Consider the following 18037-nt stretch of genomic DNA (forward strand, 5'->3'; position numbering starts at 1 on the left):
CTGTCTTGTTACAATCGCCACGGCGGCCACAAGAGCGAATGAGCAAAAGAAAGCGACGCCAACGACTGTATCGCGAAACTCTTCCCGAAGCAGAAGAAGGCGGTTTCTAAGAGAAAGATTCGTCGGCCCCATCACTTAGAGTTGAATAGCGTAAGGGCTTTGTTCAAGAGCGATTTCTTCGAAGAGAGCTCTGTCACTCGTTTACCTTCGAAAACAGCTTCATTGATCGATCGCCGTTCAATTTGGAAATCGGTAGAAGACAAAGCCATTGTCGCGCGTGACGCGCTCGATGCCGACGTGCGAGCCGATCAGGCGCGGACGATCGTCGTCGATGAAAACAGATGAGCCGTCTTCAAGGACCAGCATGTAGACACTTCGGCCTTTGCCCCAATGGGCACTTTTGACGGCTGCATCGATTGGGTCCACCGAGCGGATCGGGCTGGCGTTATTCGTCCACTTGAGCGGATCGAGGGCCAACACCGCCGCAAACAAAGCAACAATCAGGATCACGCCGATCGCGTGCCTTTTCACATCCACAAAAGTCCATGGCACCGGCATGAATCCCCAACTGTCGATTCATGTGGTGCACAGAAGGCTGACTTTCAATCGGGCTTCCTGTTCCAGGAGATTGCTATTTGCGTCCCGGCTCGCGGCTGTTACTTCGCCTTGGAAAACGCCAGCCACAGGCCGCCGCCCACCAGGAAGCTGCCGCTGATTCGCGACAAGAGCTTGACGCGGCCGGCCGAGAGCAGGCGTCCGGCGCGGCCGGCGGCCAACGCGTAGGTCGAATCCGAGACGGCGGCGAAGATCATGGCGGTGAGACCCATGACGCCGATCTGTAACGCGTAATTGCCTTCGGGGGCGATGAACTGCGGAAAGAAGGCGCCGAAGAACACCAGCGTCTTCGGATTGCTGATCGCCACCAGCAGGCCCTGCAGGAAGAAGCCGCCGCGCGGCTTTTTAGCCGATCCGTCGGCGTTCAGCTTGCCTTTCGAGCGGAACATCTGCACGCCCATCCAGATCAGGTAGGCGGCGCCGATCAGCCGGACCCATTCGAACCAGTGGCCCATGCCGGCGATAAGCGAGGTCAGCCCGATGCCGACGATGGCGATCATGATGGCCAGCCCGGCCTGGGTGCCGGCGACATTGGCGAGGCCGGCGCGCGAGCCGTGGCGGATGCTGTTGGCGATGATCAGCGTGACCGTCGGCCCCGGCACAAGAATGATGACGATGCAAGCGACGACGTAGGTGGCGTAGAGTTCCAGCGACATTTTTCCCTCCGCAGAATGCCGCTCGTGCGGCGCGCTGTCGCGATCAATGCATGGCGATGAGTTGCGTGCAAGCCGGCGAGGCGCCGACAATGCGGAGCTGATTTCAGCAGGCGCCGGCCTGCCATGGTAGCGTTGCCTCATAGGCGGCAGCCGCCCCCAGCACCGAGAGGTCAGCGCGTGGCCGCCCGATCAATTGCATGCCCATCGGCCTGCCCTTGGGGTCGAAGCCCACCGGCACATTGATCGCCGGGCAGCCGCCGAGCGTGGCGAACGCTGAAACCTGCATCCAGCGATGATAGCTGTCCATGGCACGCCCGGCCACTTCCCTTGGCCAGTGGGTGGAGACCTCGAAAGGGAAGACCTGCGCGGTCGGCAGCGCGATGAGATCGAATCGATCGAAGAGCGACAGCAGGGTTTTGTGCCATGACGAGCGCCTCACCGTGGCGGCGTGGATCTGCGGTGCGGTGAGGCCCAGTGCATGTTCCACTTCCCACACGGCCTCCGGCTTGAGAAGGCGGCGTTTCAAGGGATCGTCGTAATGCACCTTGAGCGCACAACCGCTGCTCGCCTGGCGAAGCGTTACAAAGGCCTGCCACAGCGCTTCGAACTCGAATTCCGGCATCAGCGGCTCGGCCTCGAAGGATAGATCCGCTAATCGGCCGAGTGCTGCCTCGCAAAGCTGTAGAATGCCTGCTTCAATCGGCAGATGACCGTCAAGATCGCCGAGCCAGGCGATGCGCCCGCCGGCCGCCCGCGATTCCAGCCCTTCGAGGAACGAGCCTGGCTTATCATGCGACAGCGGCGCGCGAGGATGATAGCCGGCCTGAACGTCGAGCAGCAGGGCGATGTCGCGCACGTTACGCCCCATCGGCCCTTCGACGCCCATTTGCGCATGAAACACATCAAGATCAGGGCCGGCCGGTACCAATCCCTGCGACGGGCGGAAGCCATAGACATTGTTGTAGGCAGCGGGATTGCGCAGCGAACCGCCGAAGTCGCTGCCATCGGCAATGGGAACCATGTCGAGCGCCAGCGCGACCGCCGCGCCGCCGCTCGAGCCGCCGGCGGTCAGCGCTGGGTCGAACGCGTTGAGCGTCTGTCCAAACACGGTATTGTAGGTGTTGGAGCCGAGCCCGAATTGGGGAACGTTGGTCTTGCCGATGATGATGGCGCCGGCCTGCCGAACACGCTCGACGAAGAAGTCGTCTTCCTCAGGCACGAAATCGGCGAAGATCGGCGAGCCGAAGGTGGTTCTCAGGCCTTTTGTCAGCGCAAGATCCTTGATCGCGATCGGCAGACCGAACAGCGATCCGGTATCTGCTCCTCGCGCCAAATGAGCGTCTGCCTCGTCGGCCTCGCGCAGGATGTCGGCACGCTCACGCAATGAAACGATGGCGTTGACCTGTGGGTTCACCGCCTCGATCCGGTCCAGGAATGCAGCGATCACTTCGCGCACCGAAAGCTGCCGGCGCCTGATCCTGTCGGCCAGTTCCACGGCGGACAGGCGGCAGATGTCGCCGGCGGGCGGCACGGCATGCCTGGTGGTCGGGCGCGTGGCTGTCATCGCGCTTCAGCCGGCAGATGTCGGCATGGCGGCGTCGACATCCCTGGCCAGCGGGATGGCAGGCTGGGCGCCGGCTTTCAGGCAGGCCAGCGAACCGGCTGCGGCAGCGCGGGCAAGCGCCTGGTCGAGCGGCAGGCCTGCCGCCAGTCCGGCAGCAAAATAGCCGCAGAACGTGTCGCCGGCGCCGACCGTGTCGAGCGGAGTGATCTTCAGCGCCGGAACCATCAGGAGATCGTCCGGCGTCGCGGCGAGAACGCCGTCTGGGCCAAGCGTGACGACGATGGTGCGGCCAGTTCTCGAGGCATAGTCGCGCATCCGTGCCGGGCGGTCGCGGCCACTCAACGACAGCGCCTCACCATAGAGGTCGAACTCGGTCTCGTTGGCGACGAGATAGTCGGCCTTGCCGAGGAAGCCGGCCGCGTCGCCGTGGAAAGGTGCGGTGTTGAGCACGGTGACCGCGTTGGCCGTCCTTGCCGCGTCAAGCGCTGTCTCGACCGTTTGCAACGGGACCTCCAACTGCAGCAGCACGACATCGCCGTTTTTCAGGAAAGCCTTGGAAAGGTCACCCGGCACGACCGAATCATTGGCGCCCGCCACGACGGCGATCACGTTCTCGCCGTCGGCGCCGACCATGATCAACGCGGTACCCGTCGAGGCAAAGGTCTCGCCGACGCCGGACAGGTCGATCTTGCCGTCGCGCAGCAGCGCCAAAGCCTCGCCGGCGAAGCTGTCCTTGCCGACCGCGCCGACCATGCGCACCTTGGCGCCGGCGCGGGCGGCGGCCAGCGCCTGGTTGGCTCCCTTGCCGCCGGGGGCGGTGGCGAAACCGGAGCCGCGCACCGTTTCGCCGGGACCGGGCAAGCGGTCGACACTGGCGATGAGGTCGAGATTGATGGAACCGATGACGACGATCAAGAAGTGCCTCCCGCTAGCGCATGTCACTCTAATTGCGCGGGAAGCTACTCCGTAAGATCGCTGCTTGTCACCCTCGGGGCCCTTCGCTCCTATCGTTCCATTCGTTGGCTATTCAAGAAGAGACTTGTCCCGCCTCCCAGCCGAGGATGGCGCGTTTGCGCGTCAGGCCCCAATGGTAGCCGGTGAGCGCGCCGGACTTGCCGAGAGCCCGGTGGCACGGCACGACGAAGGACATCGGATTGGCACCGACCGCGGCACCGACAGCCCGGCTGGCGCTCGGTGCGCCGATGCGCGCGGCGATCGAGGAATAGGTGCAGGCCTTGCCCATCGGAATGCGCAGCAAGGCCTCCCAGACGCGGACCTGGAAGTCGGTGCCGATCATGACGACGCGCAGCGGCTGGTCGGCGCGCCACAGCGTCGGATCGAAGATGCGCGCGGCATAGGGCGCCGTCGCCGCCATGTCCTCGACATAGGTCGCATTCGGCCAGCGGCTGGACATGTCGGCAAAGGCCGCGCGCTCGCCGCCGGGGTCGTTGAAGGCGAGGCCGGCAAGGCCGCGGTCCGTCACCATGATCAAAGCGATGCCGAAAGGCGAGATATGATAGCCGTAGCGGATGGTGAGCCCTGCGCCGCGGGTCTTGTAGTCGCCCGGCGACATCGCTTCATGGGTGACGAACAGATCGTGCAGCCGGCCTGGGCCGGACATGCCGAGTTCGAACGAAGTTTCCAGCAGCGGCATGCCGGAATCCAGCAGTTTGCGCGCATGATCGAGGGTGACGGCCTGCAGAAAAGCCTTCGGCGACAGGCCGGCCCAGCGGGTGAACAGCTTCTGCAGCCCGGTCGGCGTCTCGCCGACCTCCTCGGCCAGCACTTCCAACGAAGGCTGGTCGCGATAGTCGAGGCTGATCTTTTCGATGGCACGACGGACGATTTCGTAGTCGCCGCCTTCAGGCGTGATGTCTTTCTGAAGGATTGCTGTCGTTTTGAGAGGCATTTGGGCGTTCATGGTAGTATCTCCTTGAGTGCGAATATCGTCCTTCGCGGCGCCGATCACCACCCGAAACTTGCTTTCCCGCAGCATGTACCCAGATAGAGTTGGCTTTGAATGGGGAGGACAATCATGGCCGGCGAGAAGATGCAGCTGACCAAGGAAAAAGAAACGCTGCTGATCACCGTCTACGGCAAGGCGCTGGAAAGCCGGCTTCCCAACTCGCTGCTGAAAGACCGCTTTGCGGACGAGGCGGTTCGCCGCATCGACTACGATTTCTCGCGGCTCAAGGTCGACAACAATCTCGGCGTCGGTCTGGCGATCCGGGCCAAGACGCTGGACGACTGGGTTTCGGCTTTTCTGGCGAACAACCCGAACGCCATTGTACTGCATCTCGGCTGCGGGCTGGACACACGAATATTCCGTATCGACCCGCCAGCCGGCGTCGACTGGTTCGACGTCGACTACGCCGAAGTCATCGAGCTCAGGCGCAAGCTCTACCCGATGCGCGAGCATTACCACCTGATCGGATCATCCGTCACGGAGCCTGGCTGGTTGGATGAAGTGCCCGGCGATCGCCCGGCGATGGTCGTGGCGGAGGGCCTGACCCCCTACCTTGCCGCTGACGAGGGCCCAAGACTGGTTTCGCGGCTTGTGTCGCATCTGGCCAGCGGCGAATTTATCTGCGATGCCTACAGCGACCTGGGTCTAAAGCTCGTGCGCCTCAACCGGTCGTTCCGCGCCACCGGAGCCGAACTCCACTGGGCGATCAACGATCCGCGCGACTTGGAACGGTCAGTGCCCGGCCTGCGGTTGGTCGAGGAAACGATGGCGTACAAACCCGAACATGCCGCCCGTGTGAGCTGGTTCGCCGGACTGGTCTTTCGCCTCTGGAGCCACGTTCCGGCTCTTCGGAGGGTCGGCAGGCTGTTGAGATTTCGGTTTTGATCGTCAGCGCGCCTTGGCGGTCGCCAGAGCGCGCGAAAATGCGGTGGCAAAACTTTCGCGGTCGTCGGGGTTGAGGAAGCCACCGATCGAGACTGTTTTTCCTTGCGCCTCGACCGCCATTCTGGTGATGCCGATTTCGGTGTGGCGGGCGATCGAAAAGCGTGCCCAGAACGGATTGAAGCGATGTGCTTCCGATTTGCCTGACGGGGCAGTCTTGCGGATATCGAGGCTGGTGCGAGACACCGACACCTCCTCGCGAGCCCGAGCGGCACGATAATTGGCGCGGAAGGCGATATAGATGGCAATAACATCGAGGCCGAAGAAGCCGAACACCGGCCAGGCGCCGCGCGACAGGAAAAACGCTCCGGTCACCAGCCACCCGAACAGCAATGCGCCCATCAGGATGACAAAGCCGGTCTTGCCCAGCGACCGGTGCGGTATCAGCAGCGCCTGGAAGAATGGCTCGTCGGCCTGAAATGAGGCGTTTGTGTCGCTCATTACAGAATATTATAGGAAAGCAATGACAAGCCCCAAGTCCAAAAACTCTTCGGCGCTAAAAAAAGACCTGTTGCCCGGCCGCCGCGACGGCTCGAACGCCAAGCCGCGTCCGCGGCCGGCGAGGTCGCGGGCGCTTTACAGCCCGGCCGAGGTGCATGAGATTTTCCGGCGCTTTTCCGTTCAGCGGCCGGACCCGAGAGGCGAACTCGAACATATCAACGCCTTCACGCTGCTGGTGGCGGTGGTGCTTTCGGCGCAGGCGACGGACGCCGGCGTCAACAGGGCGACGCGGGCGCTGTTCAAGATCGCCGACACGCCGCAGAAAATGCTGGCGCTGGGCGAGACCAGGCTCGGCGACCATATCCGCACTATCGGGCTGTGGCGCAACAAGGCCAAGAATGTCATCGCGTTGTCGGAAGCCCTGATCCGCGACCACGGCGGCAAGGTGCCCGATGATCGCGATCAACTGGTCGAGCTGCCGGGTGTCGGCCGCAAGACCGCCAATGTCGTGCTCAACGTCGCCTTCGGCCAGCATACGATGGCGGTCGACACGCACATCTTCCGCATCGGCAACAGGCTCGGCCTGGCGCCGGGCAAGACGCCGGAACAGGTCGAGCAAGGATTCCTGAAGATCATTCCGGACGAATATATGCGACATGCGCATCATTGGCTGATCCTGCACGGCCGCTATGTCTGCAAGGCGCGTAAGCCGGATTGCCCTGCCTGCGTCATCGCCGATATCTGCAAGGCCAAGGAAAAGACGACCAGCGTGCCTGCACCACTGGTCGAGATCGCGCCGCTCGGGCCAGTAGAGGCGGCTACTGAATCAGTGCCAGCCAAGTGACTCTGAAGTTCCTCCTATGTGGCGCCATCCACGTTCAGGAGCTCTCTTCGACAAACACCTCCTCGCGCTTCTTCCTGACCGCGGGGAGAAACACGATGACGAGCACGGCGAGCGCGATGAGGAGCAGGCTGGCGCTGATCGGTCTCGTCACGAAGGTACTCGGATCGCCGCGAGAGAGGATCATGGCGCGGCGCAGGTTTTCCTCGAGCAGCGGGCCGAGCACGAAGCCAAGCAGCAGCGGCGCGGGTTCGCAGCGCAGCTTGGTCAGGAGATAGCCAAGCAAGCCGAAGAGTGCGACTGCATAGAGGTCGTAGACGTTGGTGTTGACGCTGTAAACGCCGATCGAGCAGAACGCCATGATGATCGGGAAGAGCACGTAATACGGGATCGTAAGCAGTTTCACCCAAAGCCCGATTAGCGGCAGATTCAAGACGATCAGCATCAGATTGCCGATCCACATCGAGGTGATGATACCCCAAAACAGTGCAGGCTGTTCGATCGCAACATTGGGGCCGGGTACGATGCCCTGGATGATCATCGCGCCGATCATCAGCGCCATTACCGGGTTGGCCGGAATGCCGAGCGTCAGCATCGGGATAAAGGAGGTTTGTGCGCCGGCATTGTTGGCCGATTCCGGTCCGGCGACGCCTTCGATTGCGCCTTTGCCGAATTCCCCCGGACTTTTCGAGACACGTTTTTCGACGGTGTAGGAGGCAAAGGCGGCAAGGATCGCGCCGCCTCCCGGCAGGATGCCGAGCGCCGAACCGATGATTGTTCCGCGCACGATGGGGGCCGCCATGCGCCGAAAATCTTCGCGGGTCGGCATAAGGCCGGAGATCTTTCGGATCAGCACGGAACGCTCATGCTCGTTTTCGAGGTTGCGCAGTATCTCGGCGACGCCGAAGACACCGACCGCCACTGCGACGAAATTCAGCCCGTCGGCATATTCGCGGATGCCGAGCGTGAAGCGGGGCGTGCCGGTGTAGATATCCGTGCCGACAAGTCCGAGCAGCAGGCCGAGCACGACCATGGCCAGTGCCTTGACGATCGAGCCGTGGGCGAGCGCGACGGACGAGACCAGGCCGACAATCATCAGCGAAAAATACTCGGCTGCGCCGAATCTCAGCGCTATCGCCGTCAGCGGTGGGGCAAAGATGGCGACGAGGAAGGTCGACACCGTGCCGGCAAAGAACGAGCCTATCGCCGCGGTCGCCAGTGCCGCCCCGGCGCGACCGTTCCTGGCCATTTGGTAGCCGTCGATGGCGGTGACGGCCGACGAAGATTCGCCGGGCATGTTGATGAGGATGGCGGTAGTCGAACCGCCATACTGCGCGCCGTAATAGATGCCGGCGAGCATGATGAGGGAGGAAACCGGATCGCCGATCTGGAAGGTGATCGGCAACAGCATGGCAATGGTTGCGGTGGCGCCGATGCCGGGCAGGACACCAATCAGCGTGCCGAGAAGGACGCCGATCAGGCAGAAACCGAGGTTTGCCAAAGATGTGGCCGTCGAAAAGCCGAGTGCGAGATTGTTGAGGAGTTCCATTTCATCTCCTCACAATGATAGGGGCAGCCACGGGCCGAAACGCCGGAACGGCAGGCCGAGTGCGTAGCTGAAGACGACGAATGCGAACAGCGTCAGGCCGGCCGACAGCACGAGCGCGGTCAGCGGCTTCATACGGCCGCTGCCGAACGATGCGATTAGCGCCGTCAGGAAGATCGAGGGGATAAAGCCGAGGCCGCGCACCGTCAGGCCGAAGAAGATCGGAGCGGGCAGAATGAACAGCATGCCGCGCCACGCGATGTGGCCGATCGGGTCGCTCTCGAAACGCACCGCTTGGACGAGGATGACGGCGCCAAGCAGGATCAGCACGATCGCCAGCACCAGCGGGAAATAGCCCGGTCCCATACGGAAGGCGGTGCCGATTTCGAGGCCGAGCGACTGCAGCGCGAAAAATGCGCCGAGGAAGATGAACAGCGCTGCGCAAATGCCGTTGGTTCTGTCGATTGCGAACGGTTTCATGACGTCCTCCCGGGCCGCGCCGCGGGCTTGCCCATGCCGTGTAAAAACGGGGCGCTGGTGGCGCCCCGTTCAAGCTTTAGTCGGCGTACTGGCCGGCCGCTTCGATGATAGGCTTCCACCGCGCGATCTCACTTTCCAGCTTGGCCTTGAGCGCGGCCGGCGTGGCGTCGGCCTCGGGCGACGGCTTGGTGCCGAGTTCGGCAAAGCGGGCGACGACGTTCTGATCCTTCAGCGCCACCTGCAGCGATTTCGACAGGCGCTCGGTGATCTCGGCCGGCGTGCCCTTGGGTGCATAGATTCCGTGCCAGATGCCGACCTGCACCTGCGGAAGGCCGGCTTCCGTCGTTGTCGGCACGTCCGGAAGCACGTCGAGGCGTTGCGCCGAGGTTACGGCATAGCCCTTGATCGTGCCGCCCTGGATCTGCTTGGTGGTGTTGGTCGTCTGGTCGCACATGATGTCGACCTGGCCGCCGAGAAGGTCGGTCATGGCCGGGCCAGTGCCTTTGTAGGGAACGGTGACCAGCGGCGTGCCGATGGCGCTCATGAACAGCATGCCGCACAGATGCGAGGCCGCGCCTATCCCGGCATTGGCGACGGTGACGGTGTCCTTGTTGGCCTTGGCATAGTCGACCAGTCCCTTCAGATCGGTCGGCTCGAGATCCTTGCGGCCGACGATGGTCATCGGCACTTCTGTGACGAGACCGATATATTCGAACGCGTTCAGCGTGTCGTAGGCGAGGTTCCTATACAGCGTCGCGCTGGTCGCCATGCCGATGTGATGCAGGAGCAGCGTATAGCCGTCAGGATCGGCATTCGCGACGCGGCCGGCGCCTAGCGTGCCGCCGGCGCCGCCGACATTCTCGACGATGACCTGCTGGCCGAGGTCCTTCGACATGGCTTCCGCGACAAGACGCGTGACGGTGTCGGTTGGGCCGCCGGCCGAAAACGGCACGACAACGGTGATGGTGCGTTCGGGGTACGTCTGCGCGCCCGCGGCCAACGGGTAAAGCATGGCGACCGCAACGGCAGCCAGCGCGGCGACGAATTTTCTCATCGTGATTTCCTCCCAGAATACGAATTACCAACCGCTGCGCGGAGTTCCTCTCAAACCGAATGTAGATGGAGCAATAACTAGCGCAACCCGACAAATGACAATCGCCTCAAACGGCAAACTGCACGTTTGTCCGCGCAAATGAGTGGAAAGGTCGGGCCGCGCGATGCCCTTCCTCCGACCTATCTTAATAGCCGTAGCCGCGCGCCATCGCCGCCGCGAACACCGGGATCAACAGGAAGATGAATGCCTCGGTGCGGACATAGGTGCGAACGGACGCTAGCTCCGCCGCAGGCACCTGGAAGCCGGGACTGGCGCTCGCCTGCCTGCTCCAGGACAGGAATCGGACGGTCGGGATAATCGACAACAGGCCGACAATTGCGAAAGCGGCCATCTTTGCCCAGAACATCCAGTTGTAGACGTAGAATTCCCAGCCCTTGAGACCATAGATGACGCGGCCGATGCCGACGACGATGATCAGCATGGCAATGATGCCGTAATGGCGATCGATACCGACAAGCCGCTTCAGCGTCGCGGCGGACAGGTCGCTGCGGATCAGGACGAATTCGGCGCCGATGATGCCTGCCAGCGAAAACACCAGCAGATGATGGAAGATGGCAAGCACAAGGTCGGTGGTGTCCATGCTGTTTCCCCTCTGTCGGACGGCAGCGCCGAAACCGAACGCAGTGAACCAAATACTGGCGAAAAACTAACACCGCTTGGCGGGATTCACATCAGCCTGGAAGATGATCTACACAGCCTTGGTTCTTGTTTTACGCAACGGATTTTGATTCCCCATTTCATGCATGTCGCTGTCCTAACCGTTGGATGACCGGCATTAGGCACACCGGCAACACAACCGAGGCATGACCATGACCAGTCCGCAGACAATTGTCGCCCCAGTGATTGAGACCTCTCGCACGGTCCTGCGACCGCACCGGCTGGACGATTTCGACGCCTATGTCGCAATGTGGGCCGATCCCGTCGTCACCCGTTTTATCGGCGGCAAGCCGCGCACGCGGGAGGAAAGCTGGATGCGTTTCCTGCGCCATGCCGGCCTGTGGTCGCTTCTGGGCTACGGCTTCTGGGCGGTCGAGGAAAAGGCGACCAGCCGCTTCATCGGCGAGGCCGGCTTCCACGATCTGAAACGCGACATGACGCCGTCGATCGAGGGCATTCCGGAGGCCGGATGGGCTCTGGTTTCGGGCGTGCATGGCCAGGGGTTGGCCAGCGAAGTCGTCGCACGGGTGCTTGCCTGGGGCGATGAGGCATTTGCAGCCGCGAAGACCGTCTGCATCATCGATCCGGAAAACACCGGCTCGCTGAACGTCGCGGCAAAATGCGGTTATGGCGAAGTGCTGCGAACCGTCTATCAAGACAAGCCGACCATCCTGCTGCAGCGGCAGCCCTGACGGATGCTGTCTGGGCACTGCCTGCCGTCGTCGGGCGTCGAGTTCGCCAGCCTGAACATCGCACGGGCCGATTGTGGCGCATGGGGAGTGTTCTGTCTTTGACAGGATGACGCAAACTCTGCATGAATTTTATCGAGCGGGTCTGAATTCAGGCTACGTTTCTGGCAGGCACCGGAGGAGGTGTCGCGATTTGGAGGAATCCCATGCTGAACAGACGCAGATTCTTGATGAGCACCGCGGCGGCAGGTGCTGCCGGGCTCGCGGCATCGCATTTTATCCCCGCTTTCGCGCAGGACGCACCGCAGCTGCAGATTTTCGTGCCGGCGGCGCCGGGCGGCGGTTGGGACCAGACGGCGCGCGCCATGGACCAGGTGCTGCGCAGTGAAAAGCTGATCTCCGGCTCGCAGATCACCAATGTCGGCGGCGCCGGTGGCACCGTCGGCCTGCCGCAGTTCGTCAACCAGTGGAAGGGCAAGGGCAATGCGCTGATGGTGGCTGGCATGGTCATGGTCGGCGCCATCATCGCCAACAAGGCGGCCAACAACCTTACCGAGGTCACCCCGATCGCCCGCCTTACCGGCGAGTTCGAGGCGCTTGTGGTGCCGGCCGCCTCGCCGTTCAAGACTGCGGCCGACTTCGTTGCCGCCCTCAAGGCCGACCCGACGCAGGTTCCAGTCGCCGGCGGTTCGGCCGGCGGCTCGGACCACATCTTGTTCGGCCTCATCGCCAAGACCGTCGGTGTTCCTGCAACCAACCTGTCCTATGTGCCGTTCGCCGGCGGCGGCGAGGCGCTGTCGGCGCTGCTCGGCAACCAGGTCGCGGCCGGCATCTCGGGCTATGGCGAGTTCGCCGAACAGGTCAAGGCGGGCGCGCTGCGGCTGCTGGCGATATCTGCCGACAAACGCCAGGAGGGCATCGATGCTCCGACCATGAAGGAAGCCGGCATCGACGTCGAGCTGTTCAACTGGCGCGGCGTCTTCGCGCCGCCCGGCGTCTCGGACGCCGACAAGGCAGCAATGATCAAGCTGATCGAGACGATGGCCAAGAGCGACGCCTGGGCCACCGAATGCAAGAACCGCAACTGGACGCAGATCCTGCTCACCGGTGACGACTATGCGAAATTCGTCGCCGAAGACACGGCCCGCATCGGGACGATCCTCAAGGACCTCGGCTTGGCGTGATGCTCTCGGCAAGGCGCGGCCTGCGCCAACCCTTGCCGACTTTCGCCAGCCGCATGGACATACGCGGCGCCGGAGGTGAAACTACGCCGAGATCGGCCGAGTGAGACCGGTCCAAGGAGAACCGGCCCCAAGGGACCGACATTGGGAGGACGATGATGAGCACCAGCGACCAGCAGGCGCCGCCGCGCCTTGCAGTGCCCGAACTGCTGATCGGCGTTGGGCTCCTCGCCTGTGCGGGTGCGGTTGCCTGGCAGACGCTGGCAATCCCGGTGTCGCCGCTCTATTCCAAGGTCGGTCCGACCGTCTTTCCCTACATCACCATGACGGGGATGGTGATCCTGTCGCTGCTGCTCATCATTGCCGCCTTGCGGGGCGGATGGCAGCCGGAGGACGAAAAGGAGACGCCGACCGACTGGAAGGCGATGGGCATCGTCGTCCTCGGACTGATCGCCAACCTCGTGCTGATCCAGCCGCTCGGCTTTACCGCCGCATCTGTCATCATGTTCGTTCTCATCTGCCACGGTTTCGGCAGCCGGCGTCCGCTGCGTGACGTGCTGCTCGGTCTGATCCTGGCGCTGGCCGCCTATTTCGGCTTTGCCAGGGCACTCGGCGTCAATATCGGCGCCGGCTTCATCGAAAACCAGCTGAACGCGATCGTCGATTCGGTCGTTGCCGTGCTGAGGGGCTGACGCCATGGAAACGCTCGGCCATCTCGCGCACGGATTTTCGGTCGCCTTCTCGCCGATCAATCTCATATGGTGCCTGGTCGGCACCACGCTGGGGACTGCGATCGGCGTGCTGCCCGGCCTCGGACCGGCATTGACCATCGCGTTGCTGTTGCCGATCACCTACCAGGTGGCGCCGGAGGCGTCGTTCATCCTGTTTGCCGGCATCTATTACGGCGCCATGTATGGCGGCTCGACGACATCGATCCTGCTCAACACGCCTGGCGAAAGCGCCACTATCGTCACCGCGCTGGAAGGCAACCGGATGGCCCGCTCCGGCCGTGGCGGTGCGGCCTTGGCAACCTCGGCGATCGGCTCCTTCGTCGCCGGCACGCTGGGCACGATCGGCGTTGCCTTCCTGGCGCCGATCGTCGTCAAATTCGCGCTGGCTTTCGGTCCGGCCGAATATTTCTCGCTAATGGTGCTGGCCTTCATCACGGTTTCGGCGGTGCTCGGCTCGTCGTCGGTGCGCGGCCTGACCAGCCTGTTCGTCGGCTTCGTCGTCGGCATGATAGGCGTCGATCTGCAGACGGGGCAGCCGCGCTTCACCTTCGGCATGAGCGAATTGTTGGACGGCGTCGACGTCATCGTCGTCGCCGTTGGCCTGTTCGCCGTTGGCGAGACGCTTTACATGGCCTCGCGCCGCTATGCCGGCAAGGACGACATCGTGCCGTTGAAAGGGTCGCTCTACATGACCGCGGCTGAATGGTCGCGCTCGTGGAGGCCATGGCTGCGCGGCTCCCTGATCGGCTTCCCGATCGGCGCCATGCCGGCCGGCGGCGCCGAAATCCCGACCTTCCTCTCCTATGCCATCGAGAAGAAACTCTCCAGACACAAGGAGGAGTTCGGCACGGTCGGTGCCATCGAGGGCGTTGCCGGGCCGGAAGCGGCCAATAATGCATCCGCCGCCGGCGTGCTGGTGCCGATGCTGACGCTCGGCCTGCCGACCTCGGCGACGGCCGCGATCATGCTGTCGGCATTTCAGAGCTACGGCATCAATCCGGGGCCGCTGCTGCTGACGACGCAGGCCGACCTGGTGTGGGGGCTGATCGCCAGCCTGTTCATCGCCAATGTCATCCTCGTCGTCCTCAACCTGCCGCTGATCGGGCTCTGGGTGCGATTACTGAAGATTCCGGCGCCGCAGCTCTATGCCGGCATTCTGGTGTTCGCCACGGTCGGCACCTACGGCATTTCGCAATCGCCGATCGACCTCATCATCCTCTATCTGCTCGGTGCCGCCGGCTTCCTGATGCGGCGTTTCGATTTCCCGACCGCGCCAGTCATCATCGGCATGATTCTCGGGCCGCTTGCCGAAACGCAGTTCCGCCGCGCGATGACCATCTCGAACGGCGATTGGACGGTGTTCTACAAGCATCCGCTGTCGCTGACGCTGCTGACGCTGGCCTTCATCGGGTTGGTTGGACCGCATATCTGGGCCTACATCGAGCACAGGCGCATGCGCGGACCGGAGCACGTGCCGGGCGATGCCTGAGCTGTTCGTGACGTCATGACAGACCTGCTTTCCGGCATCCGCATCCTTGACCTGACCAATGTGCTGGCCGGCCCCTATTGCGCCTACCAGCTGGCATTGCTCGGGGCCGACGTCATCAAGGTCGAGACGCCGCAAGGCGGTGATCTGGCGCGCCAGCTTGGCGCCTCGCCGGAGCTCAACCGGGTGGGCATGGGCGCTTCGTTCCTGGCGCAGAATGCCGGCAAACGCTCGGTGGCGCTCGATCTCAAGCAGGAGGCCGACCGCGAACGCTTCCTCGATCTGGTCGCTTCGGCCGACGCGCTGGTCGAGAATTTCCGCCCCGGCGTCATGGACCGGCTGGGGCTTGGCCATGCCAGGCTGAAGGAGGTCCGGCCAAGCCTTGTCTATTGTGCGATATCGGGCTTCGGCCAGACCGGGCCGATGCGCGACAATCCAGCCTATGACCAGATCATCCAGGGTCTTTCCGGCATCATGAGCATCACCGGTACACCGGAAACGGCGCCGCTGCGTGTCGGCTATCCCGTCGCCGATACGCTTGGCGGGCTGGTCGGGGCGTTCGCCATTACCGCCGCGCTGGTCAAGCAGAAGACGACAGGCGAGGGTGCGTTCCTCGACGTCTCTATGCTCGAATGCACGCTTTCTGCGCTCGGCTGGCCGGTGTCGAACTATCTGACGGCGGACGTCGAGCCGCAGCCGATGGGCAATGAAAACATGACGGCCGCACCGTCTGGCGCGTTTCGCACCGGCGACGGCTTGCTCAACATCGCAGCCAACAAGCAGGAGCAGTTCGTCACACTGTGCCGGTTGATCGATCGGCCGGAGCTGGCGTCGGATGTCCGCTTTGCCGAGCGCGAAACGCGCAAGCAGAACCGCATTGCATTGAAAGCGCTGATCGAGGATGCCTTGGCGAGCGGCTCTGCCGCCGCCTGGGAGGAGACGTTCAATCGCGCCGGCGTGCCGGCAGGCCGGGTGCTGACAATCCCGCAGGTACTGCAAGAGCAACAGGTGATCCAGCGCGGCATGACGGCGCGCTTCCAGGCTGTGTCCGGGATGGACCGGCCGCTGATCGTGGTGCGCGGCGGCTTCATGGTCGATGGCGAGGCACCTTTGCCGAGCAGGCCGCCGCCGGGGCTCGGCGAGCATATGGACGAGGTTTTTGCCGGTTTGCCGCCACGCGCCAAGAAAAGAGCGAAGGCATGAGCGGCACGGAAAAGAAGGCATGAGCGACACGGAAAACAAGACTGGCCGCGCGCGCGGCGAGGAATGGTGGCAGACCGGCATCATCGAGATGCGGCCCGGCGTCATCCGGCTGCGCGGCTATGAGATCCAGGATCTGATCGGCCGCGTCAGCTTTCCGGCAATGATCTGGCTGATGCTGCGCGGCGAACTGCCGAGCGAGGAGCAGGCGGCGCTGCTTGGCATCGCGCTGGGTGCCGCCGTCGACCATGGGCCGCAGGCGCCGTCCATCGCCATCGCCCGCATGGCGATCACGTGCGGTGTCGGCATCAACAGCGCCATGGCGTCGGCCGTCAACGTGCTTGGCGACGTGCATGGAGGCGCCGGCGAACAGGCGCTCTCCTTCTACGGAGACATCGCCGCCGAACTGGACGCCGGCGTGCCGCTCGCGGACGCGGTGTCGGCGCGGGTTGATCGTGTCCTTGCTGGGGAAGACGGCTATGTGCCGGGGCTGGGCCACCGCTTCCACCCGGTCGACCCGCGGGCGCCGCGCCTCATCGAACTGACCCGCGACTTTGCCGCGCGCGGCGTCGTCAGCGGGCGCTTCGCCGACATCGCCGAGATGGTCGAGGCGGAAGTTGCGCGGGGCAAGGGCAAAAAAATCCCGCTCAATATCGACGGCGCCACGGCCGTCATCTACGGAGAGCTCGGCTTCCCGCCGCCGCTGACGCGAGGCCTTTTCGTACTGTCGCGCTCGGTCGGCATCCTGGCCCATGCATGGGAACAGTCGCAGGAAAGCGACCGCAACAAAGGGCCGCTGCCGCGCGAATGGCTGTGGGCCTATACCGGCACGCCGGCGCGGCCTTTGCCCGAGGAAGACGAAGGCAGTCAGTGAGATGTCGGTTCAAGCGACAGCGGAGGGCGCTGGAGCCAATTCCCGATAGAGTCGGGATAGACCCCCATGTTTTATTGAGCGTGATCTTTTCCGAAAGCCGGATTCTGCTTTTTGGGGGTATGCTCCAGCTCGGGACTCCTGATGTTCCTCACCAGCGTCGAAAGATCCGGCTCGTCGATGAGCAGCGCCGCGTCGGCCGGTGCCAGCCATGCCCGCTGCCGCCTGTTGGCTTCTTGCCAGTCGGCAAGTTCCTCGGTTACCTCCAGCAAATAGACGACGACGTCGACGCGGACGAAGCGGTTCGCCAGCCGCTTCCAGTAGCAATAGGTGCCGGCCGGCTGTTTCAATATCCTGCCGAGGACGCCGGCTTCTTCCTGTGCTTCGATGGTGGCCGCCTTGCGACCGCCCTTGCCCTTCATCGGCCAGCCTTTCGGCACGATGAAGCGCCTCGTCGTTCGCGATGTGACGAGCATAACCTCGACATCGCCATGCTCGCTCAGCCGAAAGGGGATCGCCGCGACCTGGCGAATCCGGGCGCCCTTCCTTGCCTTACGGACGACCTTCTTTCTGCTGGCTGCCATTCAAAAATCCAGTCGAAGCGGTGCCCAAAGCACGAAGGGCAGCATTGCTAAATCCAAACCGCCTTCGATGTTATCTCAGGTGCGGCGGCATCCAAGCATAATAAGTCGGCTAAATAAATGAAAACGTTAGCGGCAAGTGCTGACAAAGCCGCTCCCTGACGGCAGCAACTGACAAGTCGGCTTCATCTGCGGCACCACCTGCGGTTGGGGCGCCGGGATTTGGCGGTCCTGCGCACGGTATTGCTGTTGCTGCTGCTGATATTGCTGCCGCTGCAGCCTGTTCTCCAGCATCTGCAACTGGTTTTGCTGGATCAATGCGTTGCGGTCGGCGGGGCTGACGATCTGTGCCGATGCGGCAGGATTTACGCCCGACAGCATCACCGTTGCCAGCATTGCCGACCCTAAAAACGTCAATAGACGAAGCTGTGACATTCATTAATTCCCGCACAAAACCGACCTCAGATTAATATAGG

20 protein-coding genes are annotated in these 18037 nt (G+C 63.1%); 8 read left to right on the forward strand and 12 right to left on the reverse strand.

Annotated features, from left to right (window positions below; all coding sequences use genetic code 11):
• Nucleotides 1–237: 237 nt before the first annotated feature.
• The 5 genes from NKH89_RS25535 to NKH89_RS25555 all read right to left on the reverse strand — a co-directional run bounded on the left by NKH89_RS25535 (nucleotide 238) and on the right by NKH89_RS25555 (nucleotide 4756).
• Entirely contained in the window at nucleotides 238–558 is a 321-nt protein-coding gene (locus tag NKH89_RS25535) for a hypothetical protein (RefSeq protein WP_023718967.1), read from the reverse strand.
• Nucleotides 559–656: 98 nt separating this feature from the next.
• Nucleotides 657–1271 (reverse strand): LysE family translocator, encoded by a 615-nt coding sequence (locus tag NKH89_RS25540; protein WP_023675274.1) that lies wholly within the window; start codon nucleotides 1269–1271, stop codon nucleotides 657–659.
• A gap of 103 nt (nucleotides 1272–1374) precedes the next feature.
• On the reverse strand, nucleotides 1375–2835 hold the full coding sequence (locus tag NKH89_RS25545; RefSeq protein ID WP_352483582.1) for an amidase: 1461 nt from the start codon (nucleotides 2833–2835) through the stop codon (nucleotides 1375–1377).
• Between the two features lie 6 nt (nucleotides 2836–2841).
• A complete protein-coding gene (locus NKH89_RS25550) occupies nucleotides 2842–3750 on the reverse strand; it encodes a ribokinase (protein WP_023718970.1) in 909 nt (302 codons plus the stop codon).
• Nucleotides 3751–3862: 112 nt separating this feature from the next.
• Nucleotides 3863–4756 (reverse strand): methylated-DNA--[protein]-cysteine S-methyltransferase, encoded by an 894-nt coding sequence (locus NKH89_RS25555; RefSeq protein ID WP_023718971.1) that lies wholly within the window; start codon nucleotides 4754–4756, stop codon nucleotides 3863–3865.
• 114 nt (nucleotides 4757–4870) lie between these two features.
• Between NKH89_RS25555 and NKH89_RS25560 the strand changes: the two genes are divergently transcribed.
• Nucleotides 4871–5686, forward strand: a complete 816-nt coding sequence (locus NKH89_RS25560; protein ID WP_023718972.1) for a class I SAM-dependent methyltransferase — start codon at nucleotides 4871–4873, stop codon at nucleotides 5684–5686.
• Between the two features lie 3 nt (nucleotides 5687–5689).
• Here NKH89_RS25560 and NKH89_RS25565 read toward each other — a convergent pair whose 3' ends face one another.
• A complete protein-coding gene (locus tag NKH89_RS25565) occupies nucleotides 5690–6184 on the reverse strand; it encodes a DUF2244 domain-containing protein (RefSeq protein ID WP_023718973.1) in 495 nt (164 codons plus the stop codon).
• Nucleotides 6185–6206: 22 nt separating this feature from the next.
• Between NKH89_RS25565 and nth the strand changes: the two genes are divergently transcribed.
• Nucleotides 6207–7028 (forward strand): endonuclease III, encoded by an 822-nt coding sequence (gene nth, locus NKH89_RS25570; protein WP_023718974.1) that lies wholly within the window; start codon nucleotides 6207–6209, stop codon nucleotides 7026–7028.
• 34 nt (nucleotides 7029–7062) lie between these two features.
• On the opposite strand, the gene NKH89_RS25575 is transcribed toward nth, so the two are convergent.
• The 4 genes from NKH89_RS25575 to NKH89_RS25590 all read right to left on the reverse strand — a co-directional run bounded on the left by NKH89_RS25575 (nucleotide 7063) and on the right by NKH89_RS25590 (nucleotide 10745).
• Complete coding sequence (locus NKH89_RS25575; RefSeq protein WP_023718975.1) at nucleotides 7063–8574, reverse strand: tripartite tricarboxylate transporter permease; 1512 nt, start codon at nucleotides 8572–8574, stop codon at nucleotides 7063–7065.
• A 9-nt stretch (nucleotides 8575–8583) separates the two neighbouring features.
• Nucleotides 8584–9051: a tripartite tricarboxylate transporter TctB family protein gene (locus NKH89_RS25580; RefSeq protein WP_023718976.1), complete on the reverse strand. Its 468-nt coding sequence runs from the start codon at nucleotides 9049–9051 to the stop codon at nucleotides 8584–8586.
• A gap of 76 nt (nucleotides 9052–9127) precedes the next feature.
• Nucleotides 9128–10105 (reverse strand): tripartite tricarboxylate transporter substrate-binding protein, encoded by a 978-nt coding sequence (locus NKH89_RS25585; RefSeq protein ID WP_023718977.1) that lies wholly within the window; start codon nucleotides 10103–10105, stop codon nucleotides 9128–9130.
• A 184-nt stretch (nucleotides 10106–10289) separates the two neighbouring features.
• Entirely contained in the window at nucleotides 10290–10745 is a 456-nt protein-coding gene (locus tag NKH89_RS25590; RefSeq protein WP_023718978.1) for a DUF2214 family protein, read from the reverse strand.
• Nucleotides 10746–10974: 229 nt separating this feature from the next.
• Here NKH89_RS25590 and NKH89_RS25595 point away from each other — a divergent pair, with 229 nt between their 5' ends.
• From NKH89_RS25595 to NKH89_RS25620, 6 genes are all read left to right on the forward strand, one after another.
• Nucleotides 10975–11514, forward strand: a complete 540-nt coding sequence (locus tag NKH89_RS25595; protein WP_352483639.1) for a GNAT family N-acetyltransferase — start codon at nucleotides 10975–10977, stop codon at nucleotides 11512–11514.
• Nucleotides 11515–11717: 203 nt separating this feature from the next.
• Nucleotides 11718–12695, forward strand: a complete 978-nt coding sequence (locus NKH89_RS25600; RefSeq protein ID WP_352453995.1) for a Bug family tripartite tricarboxylate transporter substrate binding protein — start codon at nucleotides 11718–11720, stop codon at nucleotides 12693–12695.
• Between the two features lie 155 nt (nucleotides 12696–12850).
• Nucleotides 12851–13384, forward strand: a complete 534-nt coding sequence (locus NKH89_RS25605; RefSeq protein ID WP_023718981.1) for a tripartite tricarboxylate transporter TctB family protein — start codon at nucleotides 12851–12853, stop codon at nucleotides 13382–13384.
• A 4-nt stretch (nucleotides 13385–13388) separates the two neighbouring features.
• Nucleotides 13389–14912, forward strand: coding sequence for a tripartite tricarboxylate transporter permease (locus tag NKH89_RS25610; protein WP_352483579.1), 1524 nt, complete (start codon nucleotides 13389–13391; stop codon nucleotides 14910–14912).
• A 15-nt stretch (nucleotides 14913–14927) separates the two neighbouring features.
• Nucleotides 14928–16112: a CaiB/BaiF CoA transferase family protein gene (locus NKH89_RS25615; RefSeq protein ID WP_352642217.1), complete on the forward strand. Its 1185-nt coding sequence runs from the start codon at nucleotides 14928–14930 to the stop codon at nucleotides 16110–16112.
• 19 nt (nucleotides 16113–16131) lie between these two features.
• Nucleotides 16132–16983: a citryl-CoA lyase gene (locus tag NKH89_RS25620; protein ID WP_352483577.1), complete on the forward strand. Its 852-nt coding sequence runs from the start codon at nucleotides 16132–16134 to the stop codon at nucleotides 16981–16983.
• 71 nt (nucleotides 16984–17054) lie between these two features.
• On the opposite strand, the gene NKH89_RS25625 is transcribed toward NKH89_RS25620, so the two are convergent.
• Both NKH89_RS25625 and NKH89_RS25630 read right to left on the reverse strand, forming a co-directional pair.
• Nucleotides 17055–17564 (reverse strand): NUDIX hydrolase, encoded by a 510-nt coding sequence (locus NKH89_RS25625; RefSeq protein ID WP_352483576.1) that lies wholly within the window; start codon nucleotides 17562–17564, stop codon nucleotides 17055–17057.
• Between the two features lie 126 nt (nucleotides 17565–17690).
• Nucleotides 17691–17996 carry a hypothetical protein gene (locus NKH89_RS25630; protein WP_023718986.1) on the reverse strand — a complete coding sequence of 102 codons (306 nt, stop codon included), beginning with the start codon at nucleotides 17994–17996 and terminating at the stop codon, nucleotides 17691–17693.
• Between the last annotated feature and the right edge of the window lie 41 nt (nucleotides 17997–18037).

It is taken from the genome of Mesorhizobium sp. M0923, assembly GCF_040319365.1.
Taxonomy (GTDB): Bacteria; Pseudomonadota; Alphaproteobacteria; order Rhizobiales; family Rhizobiaceae; genus Mesorhizobium.